This is a genomic window from Corallococcus sp. CA053C (genome assembly GCF_003611675.1).
GTDB lineage: Bacteria > Myxococcota > Myxococcia > Myxococcales > Myxococcaceae > Corallococcus.
Genome location: NZ_RAWA01000047.1, coordinates 24,288 through 37,023 on the forward strand (window position 1 = coordinate 24,288; position 12,736 = coordinate 37,023).

Annotated in this window: 13 protein-coding genes; 10 read left to right on the forward strand and 3 right to left on the reverse strand. The window is 71.3% G+C overall.

The features are described from left to right. Window positions 1–66: 66 nt before the first annotated feature. Window positions 67–342 carry a hypothetical protein gene (locus D7V97_RS09335; RefSeq protein ID WP_120610272.1) on the reverse strand — a complete coding sequence of 92 codons (276 nt, stop codon included), beginning with the start codon at window positions 340–342 and terminating at the stop codon, window positions 67–69. Between the two features lie 233 nt (window positions 343–575). Between D7V97_RS09335 and D7V97_RS09340 the strand changes: the two genes are divergently transcribed. Both D7V97_RS09340 and D7V97_RS09345 read left to right on the forward strand, forming a co-directional pair. Continuing rightward, the gene (locus D7V97_RS09340; RefSeq protein WP_120610258.1) at window positions 576–818 is read left to right on the forward strand and encodes a hypothetical protein; all 243 of its coding nucleotides are present in this window, start codon (window positions 576–578) and stop codon (window positions 816–818) included. Between the two features lie 100 nt (window positions 819–918). After that, a complete protein-coding gene (locus D7V97_RS09345; RefSeq protein ID WP_120610259.1) occupies window positions 919–3,552 on the forward strand; it encodes an O-antigen ligase family protein in 2,634 nt (877 codons plus the stop codon). A 4-nt stretch (window positions 3,553–3,556) separates the two neighbouring features. Here D7V97_RS09345 and D7V97_RS09350 read toward each other — a convergent pair whose 3' ends face one another. Together D7V97_RS09350 and astB are read right to left on the reverse strand one after the other, a co-directional pair. Beyond that, a complete protein-coding gene (locus D7V97_RS09350; RefSeq protein WP_120610260.1) occupies window positions 3,557–4,087 on the reverse strand; it encodes an aminoacyl-tRNA deacylase in 531 nt (176 codons plus the stop codon). A 134-nt stretch (window positions 4,088–4,221) separates the two neighbouring features. Further along, the gene (gene astB, locus D7V97_RS09355; protein ID WP_120610261.1) at window positions 4,222–5,544 is read right to left on the reverse strand and encodes an N-succinylarginine dihydrolase; all 1,323 of its coding nucleotides are present in this window, start codon (window positions 5,542–5,544) and stop codon (window positions 4,222–4,224) included. An 18-nt stretch (window positions 5,545–5,562) separates the two neighbouring features. Between astB and D7V97_RS09360 the strand changes: the two genes are divergently transcribed. The 8 genes from D7V97_RS09360 to raiA all read left to right on the forward strand — a co-directional run bounded on the left by D7V97_RS09360 (window position 5,563) and on the right by raiA (window position 12,711). After that, complete coding sequence (locus D7V97_RS09360; protein ID WP_120610262.1) at window positions 5,563–6,516, forward strand: lysophospholipid acyltransferase family protein; 954 nt, start codon at window positions 5,563–5,565, stop codon at window positions 6,514–6,516. A gap of 13 nt (window positions 6,517–6,529) precedes the next feature. Continuing rightward, window positions 6,530–7,081, forward strand: a complete 552-nt coding sequence (locus D7V97_RS09365) for an LPS export ABC transporter periplasmic protein LptC (RefSeq protein ID WP_120610263.1) — start codon at window positions 6,530–6,532, stop codon at window positions 7,079–7,081. After that, complete coding sequence (locus tag D7V97_RS09370; protein WP_120610264.1) at window positions 7,078–7,725, forward strand: LptA/OstA family protein; 648 nt, start codon at window positions 7,078–7,080, stop codon at window positions 7,723–7,725. The genes D7V97_RS09365 and D7V97_RS09370 overlap by 4 nt, the downstream gene beginning before the upstream one ends. Further along, window positions 7,722–8,465, forward strand: a complete 744-nt coding sequence (gene lptB, locus D7V97_RS09375; RefSeq protein WP_120610265.1) for an LPS export ABC transporter ATP-binding protein — start codon at window positions 7,722–7,724, stop codon at window positions 8,463–8,465. Before D7V97_RS09370 ends, lptB begins: the two co-directional genes overlap by 4 nt. 252 nt (window positions 8,466–8,717) lie before the next feature. Further along, complete coding sequence (gene rpoN, locus D7V97_RS09380) at window positions 8,718–10,238, forward strand: RNA polymerase factor sigma-54 (protein ID WP_120610266.1); 1,521 nt, start codon at window positions 8,718–8,720, stop codon at window positions 10,236–10,238. A 72-nt stretch (window positions 10,239–10,310) separates the two neighbouring features. Then, window positions 10,311–10,952: a GNAT family N-acetyltransferase gene (locus tag D7V97_RS09385; protein WP_120610267.1), complete on the forward strand. Its 642-nt coding sequence runs from the start codon at window positions 10,311–10,313 to the stop codon at window positions 10,950–10,952. 73 nt (window positions 10,953–11,025) lie between these two features. Further along, complete coding sequence (locus D7V97_RS09390; RefSeq protein ID WP_233582601.1) at window positions 11,026–11,769, forward strand: hypothetical protein; 744 nt, start codon at window positions 11,026–11,028, stop codon at window positions 11,767–11,769. Window positions 11,770–12,042: 273 nt separating this feature from the next. Next, window positions 12,043–12,711 carry a ribosome-associated translation inhibitor RaiA gene (raiA, locus tag D7V97_RS09395; protein WP_120610268.1) on the forward strand — a complete coding sequence of 223 codons (669 nt, stop codon included), beginning with the start codon at window positions 12,043–12,045 and terminating at the stop codon, window positions 12,709–12,711. The last annotated feature ends 25 nt before the right edge of the window (window positions 12,712–12,736 follow it).

Genomic DNA, 12,736 nt, shown 5'->3' on the forward strand with positions numbered 1-12,736 from the left:
AGCCCCCTTCCGGAGCTCAGGGGTCTCTTGGGACCCCGGGGCGCCGTTGTCAGGGGGAGACGGCGCTCAGCGGGCGAGGCCGCAGGCCTTCTTGCCTTCTTCGGTCTCGATGACGCGGCAGTCGCAGGAGTCGATGAGCGCCTCGCACGCGACCTCGTCTTCCGGGGTGGGCTCGACCCGGGCCTCTTCGTCCGCGGCGCGCTGCTCGCAGGCCTGCTTCTCCACGGAGTTCAAGGCGCACTCGCAGAGCTTCTCTGACAGCTCGCGGCAACTCGTCTTGCACGCGGTGAGTCCGGAGAGGGAGGCGCAGAGAACGGCGGCGGTCAGCAATAGGCGACGCATGGGCTGGGCGGAAGATGCCAGATGGGTCCCCGGATGCAAGCGATGTCCCGGCACCCCTGCCTGCCCCCTCCTGTGGCGAAACCCGCTACAGGCGCGGACGGAAGCGTAACCCGGCGTGTCACGCGCTCGTCTGGCTGTCCGGTGATTGCTGGGAGATACGTTCTGGCGTGATTCGTGCTCCAATAGGGCCGGTTACTCGCAGTCGTCCCGTGCCCCCGGGCCGAGGTCTCCCGATGATCGTCCTCCGTTACTTTCCGCTCCGAGGTGCGCTCATCACGCTGGCCATCACCTGTGCGGTGGGGACGGCGTTCGCGGGTTGGAAGCCGGCCCCGGAGCCTTCCGCGCCGCTGTCGTCGGTTCCGGAGGTCCTGCTCGACGACCCCGTGAAGCGCTGCGAGGAGTCCTCGGGAGTCGTCAGTCCCTTCGACGACGTGAGGCGACCCTCCGCGGGGCTGGACACGCTCGAGATGCCCTGAGCGACGACGACGTCCGGGGCCTCCTGCCTCCTGTGCGGGGGGACGGCCCGGGCGCGGGTGCCGGGGCGCGTGGAGGGCGTGACATACTCGCGCCCCTCCCATGGCTCCCGAGTCCCGTCGCGTCTCCCGGTACACCCTGGCCGCCGAGGCCGCGCTCGCGGCGCTGCTGGTGCTGGGCCCGGTGGCGTTGGGCGGGGCGGCGCGCTGGGTGACCTGGCCCCTGGGCGTGCTGGCCGGGCTGGCCGCGGTGCTCGCGGTCCTGGGGGCGCGGCGGCAGGGTGAGTCCCCACGCGTCCCGCTCCTCGCGGCGCCGCTCGTGGGAGGCGTGCTGCTGTGCGCGGTGCAGCTCGTGCCGCTGCCGCCCGCGGTCCTCGCGTGGGTGAGCCCGGAGGCCGCGGCGCTGCGCGAGGACGTGCTGGTGCCGCTGGGGCTCACGGGCTTCCGGCCGGTGTCGCTGGACCCCTCCGCCACGTGGCGCGAGCTGGCGAAGCACGGGGCGTATCTCCTCACGTTCCTCGCGGCGGTGCAGGTGTGCCGCGCGCGGGCGTCGCGCAAGCGGCTCATGACGGTGCTGGCCTTCACGGGCGCGGCGGTGGCGGCGGTGGGGCTGGGGCATGCGCTCTTCGGCGTGGAGACGCTGTTCGGGCTGAGGGCGTATGTGCACGCGCGGCCGCCGCTGGTGACGCCGTTCGGCAACCCCAACCACCTCGCGGGCTTCCTGGGGCTGGCGGCGACGGTGGCGGTGGGGCTCGCGCTGTCGAAGCCGTCGCGCGCGGAGGCGTGGCCCTTCGCGGCGGCGGCGCTCGTCTCCGGCGCGGGCGTGTTGCTGTCGCTGTCGCGCGCGGGCATCGTGTTCTTCGTCTTCGGGCAGGTGCTGCTCGCCGGCTGGCTGTCGAAGCAGCGGCGTGAAGCGCGCACGCCCGCGAGGCCTTCGTGGGGCCGGGGCGCGGCGGTGCTGCTGGGGCTCCTGGCGACGCTGTCGGTGGGCCTGTACCTGGCGGCGGATCAGCTGTGGGCGGAGGCGCGCACGGCGGACAGCGTGGAGTCCCTGCGCCACGGCAAGGTGGAGCCCTGGCCGATGATGGCCCGCGCGGCCCGCGCCTTCCCGGTGCTGGGCATGGGGCGGGGCGCGTTCGAGGCCGCGTTCCCGCGCTACCAGACGGAGCCCAACCCCAACACCTTCACGCACCCGGAGAACGTGGTGCTGCAGGTGGCGACGGAGTGGGGCGTGCCGGGCGTGCTGCTGCTGGCGCTGGGCCTCTGGGGCTTCGTGCGCCTCGTGCGGCGCGAGGGCCACGGGCCGGTGGACCTGGCGGCGCTGTCGGGCGTGGCGGCGCTGGCGCTGCACAACCTCTTCGACTTCAACCTGGAGCTGCCCGCGTGCGCGGTCGCCGTGGCGGTGGCCCTGGGCGCGGTGGCGCGGCCTCGTGACGCCGGGTCCCTGTTCGCGAGGCGCACGCGGACGGGAGCGCTGCCCACCGGCCTCGCGCTGGCCCTGGCGGCGGGGTTCACAGGCGTGGTGCTCGTCGCGCTCGTGCCGGGCTCGCGGCGGATGGCGGACGCGGAGGCCCTGCTGGCGGAGCGCGTGTCGGCCCGGGCTCCCGGGCTGGAGGTCCGCGCGCTGGGGCTCTCGCTCATCGACGCGCATCCGGCGGACTACCTGCTGTACCGGCTGGTGGCGATGGGCTCCGTGAGGGATGGGCCGGCGGGCGCGAAGGAGGCGTTGGTGTTCGTCAACCGCGCGCTGTACCTGCGCCCCCTGGATGCCCCGTCGCACCGCGTGGCGGCGCGCGCGCTCCTGCACCTGGGCCGGCGCGCGCAGGGCTTCCTCGAGTACCGCCTGTCGCACGAGGCTGGCGACACGCGCGTGCTGATCTCCGAAGCGCTGCCCCTGGCCCGCACGCCCGAGGAGCTGCGGACGCTCACGCCCGAGGCGCCCGGACAGGCCCCGGAGCTGGCCGCGGCGCTGCTCGCCGTGCCCGAGCGTCGCGCGCTGGGACTGGCCTGGCTCGCCTGGGCGCGCGAGCACTACGAGGGACGGCCCGAAGCGACCGCGCTGTGGATGCACGAGACGCGCGGCCGGCTGGCCCAGGGGGAGCTGCCCGCGGCGGAGGCTGCGTGCGCGGAGGTGGAGCGACGTGCGCCGGACGCCCTGGCCACGCACCTGCTGCGCGCGGAGGTGTGGCGTGCGCAGGGCAGGGGGGCTGATGCGCTCCAGGCCCTGGAGGCCCTCGCGAAGCGCTTCCCCCAGGACGTGGAGCTGGCCTTCACCCTGGCCGCGCGGCAGCAGGAGGCGGGGCTGACGCGGCGCTCGCGCGACACGCTGGACGCGGTGGCGCCCTTCCTCACGAACCTCCAGCAGCGCGCGCGGCTGCTCTCACTGGAGGCGGACTGCTTCGAGCGCGAGGGGCTGCTGGCCCGCGCGCTGGAGCAGCGGCGCTCGGTCGTGGGGCTGCTGCCCGGCCCGGACAGCCACTTCGCGGTGGCCCGCTTGCAGGAGCTGCTGTCGCGCTACGACGCGGCGGCGCGGTCGGTGCACGAAGGCCTGCGGCTCATGCCGCCAGGCGCGGGCAGTCGTCGCACGGAGGCCGAGGCCTGGGCGGCGCGGCTGGAAGCCCACGAGCGTGCGCAGGTGGACGCACGCCGACGGGAGCGGGTGGAGGATCCGAAGGCGCAGGAGCTCGAAGACTCCCTGCGTGGCTCGCGGGTCGTCAGCGATTCCCCCGCGCCCTGAAGTGTCAGGCCGGAGCGCCCGACTCCTCGATGGAGTCCCGGTAGGACTCATCCTCCCTGCGCGACTCCGAAACGGGCTGGATGAACGACGCGACCAGCGGCCACTCCAGGCGCGCGAAGTCCTGGAAGCGCAGCTCCAGGGCCTCCTCGTGCGAGCCCGCGCGAAAGAGCAGGCGCTCATTGAGGCTGAGCGACTCATCGATCGCCACGGGCATGCCGTACAGCTCTCCGAAAGGCGGCTCGGCGCCGGGCTCACAGCCGGGGAAGTGGTCGACGAACTCGGCCTCCGTGGCCAGTCGCACGGAGTGCGCGCCGAGCATCTCGCGCACCTGGTGCAGGTCCACCGACGCCAGCGCGGGCACGACGATGATCCACGGTTGTCGGTTCGCCTTCACGATGACGGACTTCGCCACGCGCCAGCTCGGCACGTTCAGGACTTCCACCAGCTCCATCGCGGACTCGGCCCGGGCATGGGCATACCGCTCGAAGGGGACGCGATGGCGCCGGAGGTATTGCTGGATGGCGGTCGGGATCACGGGACGTCACCTCCTTGCCATGAAGGTGTGTCCGGACGACGCGTGGGGCCATTCGCCATCCGGTACAGGGCGGACGGGCCTGCCAGTACCCGTCCGGCGTTTCGGAGGGCAGGCAGGCAAGGCTTGCGCCCGGCCTACTGCTGGAAATCGTACACGCTGCCCAGCTTGAGCAGTCGCGTCAGCTCATCGAGCGCGGTCATCGTCTCGCGCGCCAGCTGCGGATCCCTCACGTCCTCGGGCTTCAGCACGTCGCGGTAGTGGCGCCGCACCCAGGCGGCCAGCGTCTGGTGCAGCGCGGGCGAGTAGAAGACGTCCGCGGTGATGGCGTCCCGCTCCGCGTCCGTGAGGGAGATGCGCTGGCGCAGGCACGCCGGGCCGCCGCCGTTGTTCATGGACTGCCGCACGTCCAGGTAGTGCACGGCCTTCACCGGGTTCTCCTCGGCGACGACGCGCTCCAGGAAGGCGCGCGCGTGGGGCGTCTCGCGGCTCTCGATGGGCGCGATGATGGCCATGGTACCGTCCGGCAGCGACAGCACCTGCGAGTTGAACGGGTAGGCCTTCACCGCGTCCTTCACCGGCAGCTCGTCGTTCGTCGCCACCACGGAGCGGAAGTCCGGCCCCAGCTTCTCGCGCAGCGTCTGGAGGAGCGCGGGGTGATCCACGAACGCCAGCGCGTGCAGCATGAGGAAGCGCTCGTTGCCCACCGCGAGCACGTCCGTGTGGAACGCGCCCGCGTCGATGCCGTCCGGATGCTGCTGGGGCAGGACGACCTGCGCGGGATCCAGGTGGTGCAGCCGCGCCAGCGCCTGGCTTGCCTCCAGCGTCTGACGGGCCGGGAAGCGCTGGGGCCCCTTCACGTCCTGCCACGCGCTGCGGCCCCAGGCGAGCAGGTGCACGGCCTTGTGCCCCCGCGTCACGAGGCGCGTGTGGTTCGCCGCGCCCTCGTCCGCGAAGTGCGCCGCGCCGGGCAGCGGGGCGTGGACCTGGAAGTGCTTCGGATCCGCGAAGATGGCGCGCAGCACCGCGTGGGTGGTGTCCGCCTCGATGGCGCGGTGGAACATCTGCGTGAGGTTCGCGGGCGTCAGGTGCACCCGTCCGTCCGCCGTGTCCGCTGACGGCGCGACGGTGGCCGCGTTCGCCGTCCACATGGCGGAGGCGCTGGAGGTGAGGCGCAGGAGGTGCTCCGCGTCGCGCGCGGCGCGGGTGATGACCTCCTCGTCGGTGCCCGTGAAGCCCAGCGTGCGCAGCGTGCGCAGGGACGGACGCGGCTGGGGCGGCAGCACCGCCTGACCCACGCCCAGCTCCGACACGAAGCGCATCTTCTCCAGCCCCTGGAGCGCCGCCTCCCGGGGTTGGCTCGGCTGGCCCCCGTGGGTTTGTGACGCCAGGTTGCCCGGCGAGAGGCCGGCGTAATTGTGGGTCGGACCAATGAGGCCGTCGAAGTTGTATTCGCGCATGGGATATGGAGACGCGTCGTGGAGCGTCCTCCCCTAACTAAGCGCCTGAAGCGTACCCTGCGCTACCTGCTCATCGCCGGGATGTTGCGCCTGCTCCAGTTCCTCTCACTGGGGACGGCCCGCGCCCTGGGGATGACGCTGGGCGGCTGGGCCTACGTCCTCGCGGGGGGCGAGCGGCGCAAGGCCCTCAAGTCGCTCGCCCGCGCCTTCCCCGACCGCAGCGACGCGGAACGTGACGCGCTCGCCCGTGACGCCTTCCGCCATCTGGCCGCCGCCGCCCTGGAGGTCGCCTCCACGCGCGCGCTGGATGCGGGGCTGGAGACCCTGGTGTCCTGGCCCCCCGAGGACCGGCGGGTGCTGGAGGCCGCGCTGGCGAAGGGGAAGGGCGTCGTCTTCGTGTCAGGCCACGTGGGCAACTGGGAACTGCTCGCCCGGCGCGTGGCGAAGGCGGGCTACCCCAGCCAGAGCATCGCGAAGGAGACCAGCGACCCGCGCCTCACCGCGCTCGTGGAGGACTTCCGGGCGAAGGGCGGGGTGCGCAGCATCTGGCGCGGTCAGGAGGGCGCGGCGCGGGCCATGCTCCGGACCCTGCGCAGCGGAGAGATTCTCGGCATCCTCATCGACCAGGACACCAAGGTGCAGTCCGTCTTCGTGCCCTTCTTCGGGGAGCTGGCCGCCACCCCGCGCGCGGCGGCGGACCTGGCGCTGCGCACGGGCGCGGCGGTGGTGGTGGGCTTCTGCCAGCGCGAGGGCAAGGGCTACCGGCTCACCATGGAGGAGGTGCCCGCTCCCGACGTGACGGAGCGCGAGCAGGCCGTCCAGGCCCTCACCGCCGCCCTGTCGCAGCGCATCGAGGCGGCCATCCGCCGGGCGCCCGAACAGTGGGTGTGGATGCACCAGCGGTGGAAGACGCGTCCTCCCGAGGACGCTCGCCCGGCCCTCGCCGACACAGCGTCCGCCCCGTCGCGGTGATAAGGAAGACCTCGTGTCGCGCCTGCTTGCCTTGAGCTTCCTGGGACTCCTCGCCACCGCCTGCGCACCGCGCCGTCCCGCCGAGGGCGCCGCGAACGAGCCGCGACCGGACGTGGTGCTGGAGGGCGCGCGCCTGCGCTCGTTCGAAGGCGACAAGCTGGTGGTCTCCGGCACCGCCTCGCGCGTCCTGTACCGGCGCGCGGGCGGCGAGGTGCTGGCGACGCACGTGACCGTGCGGCTGCCCCCCGGCCAGGGCTCCCGCGGCTCGCCCCTCCCCATGGAGGGCGGCACGGAGATCACCGCGCCGAATATGGACGGCAGCCTCGCGTCCAGACAGTGGGTGGGCACCGGGGGCGTCGTCGTGCGCACGGGTGACGGGATGGTGGCCCGCACGCCGCGGCTCACCTACGACGCCGCGATGCAGCGGGCGCATGGCGAGGAGGGCGTGACGGTGAAGGGCCCCGACTACCAGATGCGGGCGGACCGCTTCGTGCTGTCCGCCCCGGACGAGACGTTCACCTTCGAGGGCGCGGTCGAGACCGTGCTGGGCGGAGCGACGCAGTGATTGAGTTCCTCGTGATGGCGCTGTTCCTGGCCCAGCCAGTACCGGCTCAGGCCGCCCCGGCGACGCCGCCTGCCGCCCCGGGCACGCAGGCCGTGGCCCCGAAGCCCGGCGCTTTGACGCCGAAGCCCGGTGCCCCGAAGCCCCTCGACGCAGGCACGCCGCCCGCCCCGCTCCCCGCGCCGGGCACCTCGCTGGCCCCGGTGGACCTGCGCAACCCGGTGGATCTCTCCGCGGACCACGTCACCGGCGACCGCGCCCAGGCGGTGCTCACCGGCAACGTGCGGGTGAAGCACCAGACCATGGACATCCGCTGCGACAAGATGACCGCCTACTACAACCAGCCGCGCCAGGTGACGCGCGTGGTGTGCGCCGGCAACGTGCGCGCCGTGGACGGCGACCGGCAGGCCCGCGGCGAGCGCGCGGACTACGACGTCCCGTCCGGCGTGCTGGTGGTGACGGGCTCCCCGGAGGCCCGCCAGGGCAACACCTACGTCACCGGCACCAAGGTGCGCCTCGTGCTCGGCAACGAGCGCGTGGAGGTGGAGAACGCCCGCATCCTCGTGGAGTCCCCGAACTCCACCGCCGTCCCCGGCACCCGCAAGAAGACCCCCGCGACGCCGAAGCCGGGGGGAACGGCCCCATGACGGAGGGCGCGAAGCTCTACGCGGAAGGGCTCCAGAAGGCCTTCCGCCGCCGCCAGGTGGTGCAGGGCGTCTCCTTCAACGTCGCCCCGGGCGAGGTCGTGGGCCTGCTGGGCCCCAACGGCGCCGGCAAGACGACGAGCTTCAACATGGTGGTGGGCCTGGTGACGCCGGACGCGGGCCGCGTGCGCGTGGGCGACGAGGACCTCACCCACCTGCCCATGCACCGCCGCGCGCGCCGGGGCGTGGGCTACCTGCCACAGGAGGCCTCCATCTTCCGCAAGCTCACGGTGCGGCAGAACTTCCTGTCCGTGCTGGAGCTCCAGAAAGGGCTCGCCCGCGCGGAGCGGGAGAAGCGCGCCGCCACCCTCCTGGAGGAGTTCGGCCTCACCCACGTGGCCGAGTCCTGGGGCGAGACGCTCTCCGGCGGCGAGCGCAGGCGCGCGGAGATCGCCCGCAGCCTCATCCCCGCCCCCCGCTTCATCCTCTTCGACGAGCCCTTCGCCGGCGTGGACCCCATCAACGTGGGCGACCTCCAGCGGCAGATCCACCTGCTGCGCGAGCGGGGCCTGGGCATCCTCATCACCGACCACAACGTCCAGGACACCCTGGGCATCTGTGACCGGGCCTACATCATCGCACAGGGTCAGATTCTCGAAGAGGGCACCCCCGCGCAGATCGCCGGGTCTGCTCGTGCGAGAGCCGTCTACCTGGGAGACCGCTTCCGTCTCCAGGCGCCTTGACGATCCAGACGCTCCGTGTGTCTCCAGATGCTCCGCGTGAAGTTGGCCCCGCTTTTGCGTCGACGTTTGAACATCGGGCAGGCAGGCGGGGGTTGCGGCAACCTTCTGGATTTCTTGCAGATTTCTGACAATGCAATCCAGGAACCACGTGGAGGGGCACTGGACGTGGCCGAGGGTCCTTGTTAGGTTGGCACGGTCCTTGATTGGAAACTCCATTCAAGTGGCATGCCCGTCTTCTGGAGACGCCCCCTCATGGCGATGGAACTCAAACAGAGCCTGAAGCTCGCGCAGCAGCTGGTGATGACGCCCCAGCTGCAGCAGGCCATCAAGCTCCTCCAGCTCTCGCGGATGGAGCTCCTGGACCAGGTCCGCGAGGAGATGGAGCAGAACCCGCTCCTGGAGCAGCCCGAAGAGGGGATGCCGGGTGAGGTGAGCGAGAAGGAGCCGGGCGAGGCCTCGCTGGAGGCCGACAACGCCGAGGCCATCCGCGACGGCGACATGCCCTCCGCCAACCCGGAGACGGCCCAGGAGTTCAAGGCGGACGGCGAGGGCCCCCCGGAAATCGATTGGGAGGCCTACCTCAACAGCTACCAGTTCAACGAGCCCACCACCGCCTCCAACAAGGGCAACGTGGCCACGGACGACCTGCCGTCGTTCGAAGCCAACATGGTGAAGAAGGAGGACCTGGTCGACCACCTCCAGGTGCAGCTGGGCACGCTGCGGCTCAACGAGGCCGAGCGCCGCGTGGCGGTGCTCATCCTGGGCAACCTGGACGACGACGGCTACCTCAAGCTCCCGGACATCGAAGGCGACCCGCTCATCCGCCTGTCCAACGAGGCGGACGTGCCCATGCACGTCGCCGAGCGCACCCTGCGTCGCATCCAGAACCTGGAGCCCCGGGGCTGCGGCGCGCGCGACCTCCAGGAGTGCCTGCTCATCCAGCTGCAGGCGATGAAGGATCCGCACGCCGCCCTGCTCGGCCTCATCATCAAGCGGCACATGAAGTATCTGGAGAGCAAGAACCTGCCGGCCATCGCCAAGGACCTCAAGGTCACCCTGGACGAGGTCGTGTCGGCGGCGAAGCTGCTCCCGAAGCTGGACCCGCGGCCGGGCCGCAACTTCAGCGGGGACGACGCGCAGTACATCACCCCCGACGTCTTCGTCTACAAGCTGGGCGAGGAGGACTACACCGTCGTCCTCAACGACGACGGCCTGTCCAAGCTGCGCATCTCCGGCATGTATCGGAACGCGCTGAAGAACGGCGCGGTGAGCCCCGGGCAGACGAAGGACTTCATCCAGGACAAGCTGCGCAGTGCGATGTGGCTCATCCGCTCCATCCACCAGCGGCAGCGGACCATCTACAAGGTCACCGAGAGCATCGTGAAGTTCCAGAAGGACTTCCTGGACAAGGGCATCGCGCACCTGAAGCCCCTCATCCTGCGCGACGTGGCGGAGGACATCGGCATGCACGAGTCCACCGTCAGCCGCGTGACGACGAGCAAGTACGTGCATACGCCGCAGGGCATCTTCGAGCTGAAGTACTTCTTCAACTCGTCCATCTCGCGCGTGTCCGGCGAGGACACGGCCAGCGAAGCGGTGAAGCACCACATCAAGCAGCTGGTGTCGCAGGAAGACTCGCGCAACCCGTACTCGGACCAGAAGCTGGTGGAGCTCCTGCGCTCGCAGGGCACCGAAATCGCCCGGCGCACGGTGGCCAAGTACCGCGAGGTGCTGGGCATCCTCCCCAGCAGCAAGCGCAAGCGCTACTACTAGCGCGCTACTCCTGGCGACTGCCGCGACCCGGCCCTGCCCATCAGGGCCGGAAGTGGGGCATGAAGCGGGTCCATGGACCCGCACGCCCCCGTCTCTGACGCCGAAGTGCCCCGCCGCGACCTCGTGCCCCTCGTCGTTCCGCCCGTCACCCTGGAGGGGACGGCGGTGCGGCTGGTGCCCCTCTCCCTGTCCCATGTGCCCGCGCTCACGACGCTCTGCGAGCCGGAGCTGTTCACGCACTTCTCGCGCGTGCTGCGCACGGAGGCCGACGTGGCGGACTACGTCGCCGCCGCGCTCCGGGCCGCGGACGCGGGCACGGAGCGCCCCTTCGCCATCTGTGAGCGCAAGAGCGGGGACGTGGTGGGCACCACGCGCTTCATGGAGATAAACCGCGACTTCCGCACGCTGGAGATCGGCTCCACCTGGCTGGGGCGGCGCGTGTGGCGCTCGCGGGTGAACACCGAGTGCAAGTCCCTGCTCTTGCGCCACGCCTTCGAGACCCTGGCGGTGATGCGCGTGCAGCTGAAGACAGACAGGCGCAACGAGCGCTCGCGCGCGGCCATCGCCCGCCTGGGGGCCACGTTCGAGGGCATCCTGCGCAACCACATGCTGGTGCGCGGCGGCATCGTGCGCGACAGCGCGTACTACAGCATCCTCGACACCGAGTGGCCGGCCGTGGAGCAGCGTCTGACCGGACTGCTCGCGCGGGAGTGATAGGGTCCGCGGCGCTATGTCCTTCCCTGTGCTCTTCGCGCGTCGGACCGTGGGTGGAATCCGGGTCCTTGGTGTGGTTGGAACCCTGCTGTCCCTGGCCGGCTGTAGCGGCGGCGAGACGAAGGTGATGTCGCTCGCGGAGCTGTCGGACCGCACGCTCACCTACGCGCTGGCGGACGTGGACGACGTCCTGACGCCGGACGCGCAGGGCGCGCACCGCTTCACCGTCAGCTACTCGGTGTCGAAGGACGGCGCCCCGTGCTCGCGCTTCGCCGACGACGTGACGGCCACCTTCAACGGCGAGCCCATGACGCTGGTGCCGGGCGGCGCGTCGGACGTGGGGGGGCGGGCGGACTCCTGCGAGAACAGCCGCGCCTTCTTCAACTACGACCCGGCCGCGTGGGGCCGTGAGCCGGTGGGCGACATCACCGTGCAGCTCCAGGACGCCACCAGCACCGTGCGCCTGGTGCTCCAGGGCGCCAAGGCCAAGCGCCAGTTCACGTACCAGGGGGAGGGCGCCGCGGACCGGCTGCGCGTGGGGCAGACCTACGCGTTCCTCTGGGAGCCCGCGACGGAGGTGCCGGGCCCCATCGAGGTCGTCCTCTTCCGCGAGGGCGGCCGGGCGCCCACCAACCTCACCGCCACGCAGGAGGGAGGGAAGGTGAGCATCACCATTCCGCCCAACACCCCGCAGGCGAACCACACCCTCACGCTGGGCGGGGACCTGGCCGGCGTCGTGCGCGAGTGCACGGGCGTGGCGTCGTGCGACGGCGGCATCTTCCACTCGCAGGACTTCCTCGTGTCCGTCGTGCCCTGAGCGCGTGGCTCCAGGCCCTGCCCCGAAGGCGGGCGGGCAGCTGCTCGCGTGAAGCGGGGGCTTGCTCCACGGCCCGGGCTGGCAAATAGGACCCGGGTCGGAATGCCCCTCCCGTGACCGGCAACGGACACAACACGTGTCCTCTAGCGGTCGCTTGCGCGCGCGCATGTCGAGAACGGGAAGTTCCTACGTGGGGGGACGGGTTGCTTTCGGCGTGGGCTCCGTCTCTGATCTGTGACGGAGCTTACCTCTCTCCCTAGGAGGCGGCCACGCATGCAGCTCAACATCACCTTCCGTCAGTTCGGAGCGTCGGATTCCCTGAAGGAGTACGCCCGTGAAAAGGTTGACCGGGTGAACCGACTGCTGGACCGGGCTGGAGAGGCCCACGTGGTCCTGTCGTTGGAGCGGCACCTGCACCACGCGGACATCACCATCCACTCCGGCGCCTGGATCCTCCGGGGGCGAGAGAAGAGCGATGACATGTACGCGTCCATCGACCTCGCGATGGACAAGATCGAACGGCAGCTGCGGCGCTACCGCGACAAGCTCAAGTCGCACCACGGCAAGGAGAAGGTGCACCACCGCCAGGACCTGGTGAACACGCTGAAGGTCCGCCACGACGTCTTCGAGGTCTCCGAGTCGCTGGACTCCACGGAAGCCTCCGTCACGTCCGTCACGCCGGCCACGGCCGGGGCTCGGGCCGACACCGCCCAGGCAGGCGAGGCGGGCATCGCGCGCCTGGTGCGCACCACGCACCTGGCCATCCAGTCGCTGTCGGTGGATGACGCGGTGATGCAGATGAACTTGATGAACAACGACTTCTACGTCTTCCAGAACCAGCAGTCGCAGGCGCTGTCCATCGTCTACCGCCGCAAGGAAGGCGGGTTCGGCCTCATCGAGCCGCACCTGCCGTCCGAACCGGTGGCCGCCACCGGCACCTGACGTCCAGGTGTGTCCGGCCCACCCC

Bases quoted from the DNA above. Each gene is read 5' to 3' on its own strand.
- D7V97_RS09335 (WP_120610272.1), bottom strand. From the start codon at position 342: ATGCGTCGCCTATTGCTGACCGCCGCCGTTCTCTGCGCCTCCCTCTCC.
- D7V97_RS09340 (WP_120610258.1), top strand. From the start codon at position 576: ATGATCGTCCTCCGTTACTTTCCGCTCCGAGGTGCGCTCATCACGCTG.
- D7V97_RS09345 (WP_120610259.1), top strand. From the start codon at position 919: ATGGCTCCCGAGTCCCGTCGCGTCTCCCGGTACACCCTGGCCGCCGAG.
- astB (WP_120610261.1), bottom strand. From the start codon at position 5,544: ATGCGCGAATACAACTTCGACGGCCTCATTGGTCCGACCCACAATTAC.
- lptB (WP_120610265.1), top strand. From the start codon at position 7,722: ATGACGGAGGGCGCGAAGCTCTACGCGGAAGGGCTCCAGAAGGCCTTC.
- rpoN (WP_120610266.1), top strand. From the start codon at position 8,718: ATGGCGATGGAACTCAAACAGAGCCTGAAGCTCGCGCAGCAGCTGGTG.
- D7V97_RS09385 (WP_120610267.1), top strand. From the start codon at position 10,311: ATGGACCCGCACGCCCCCGTCTCTGACGCCGAAGTGCCCCGCCGCGAC.
- raiA (WP_120610268.1), top strand. From the start codon at position 12,043: ATGCAGCTCAACATCACCTTCCGTCAGTTCGGAGCGTCGGATTCCCTG.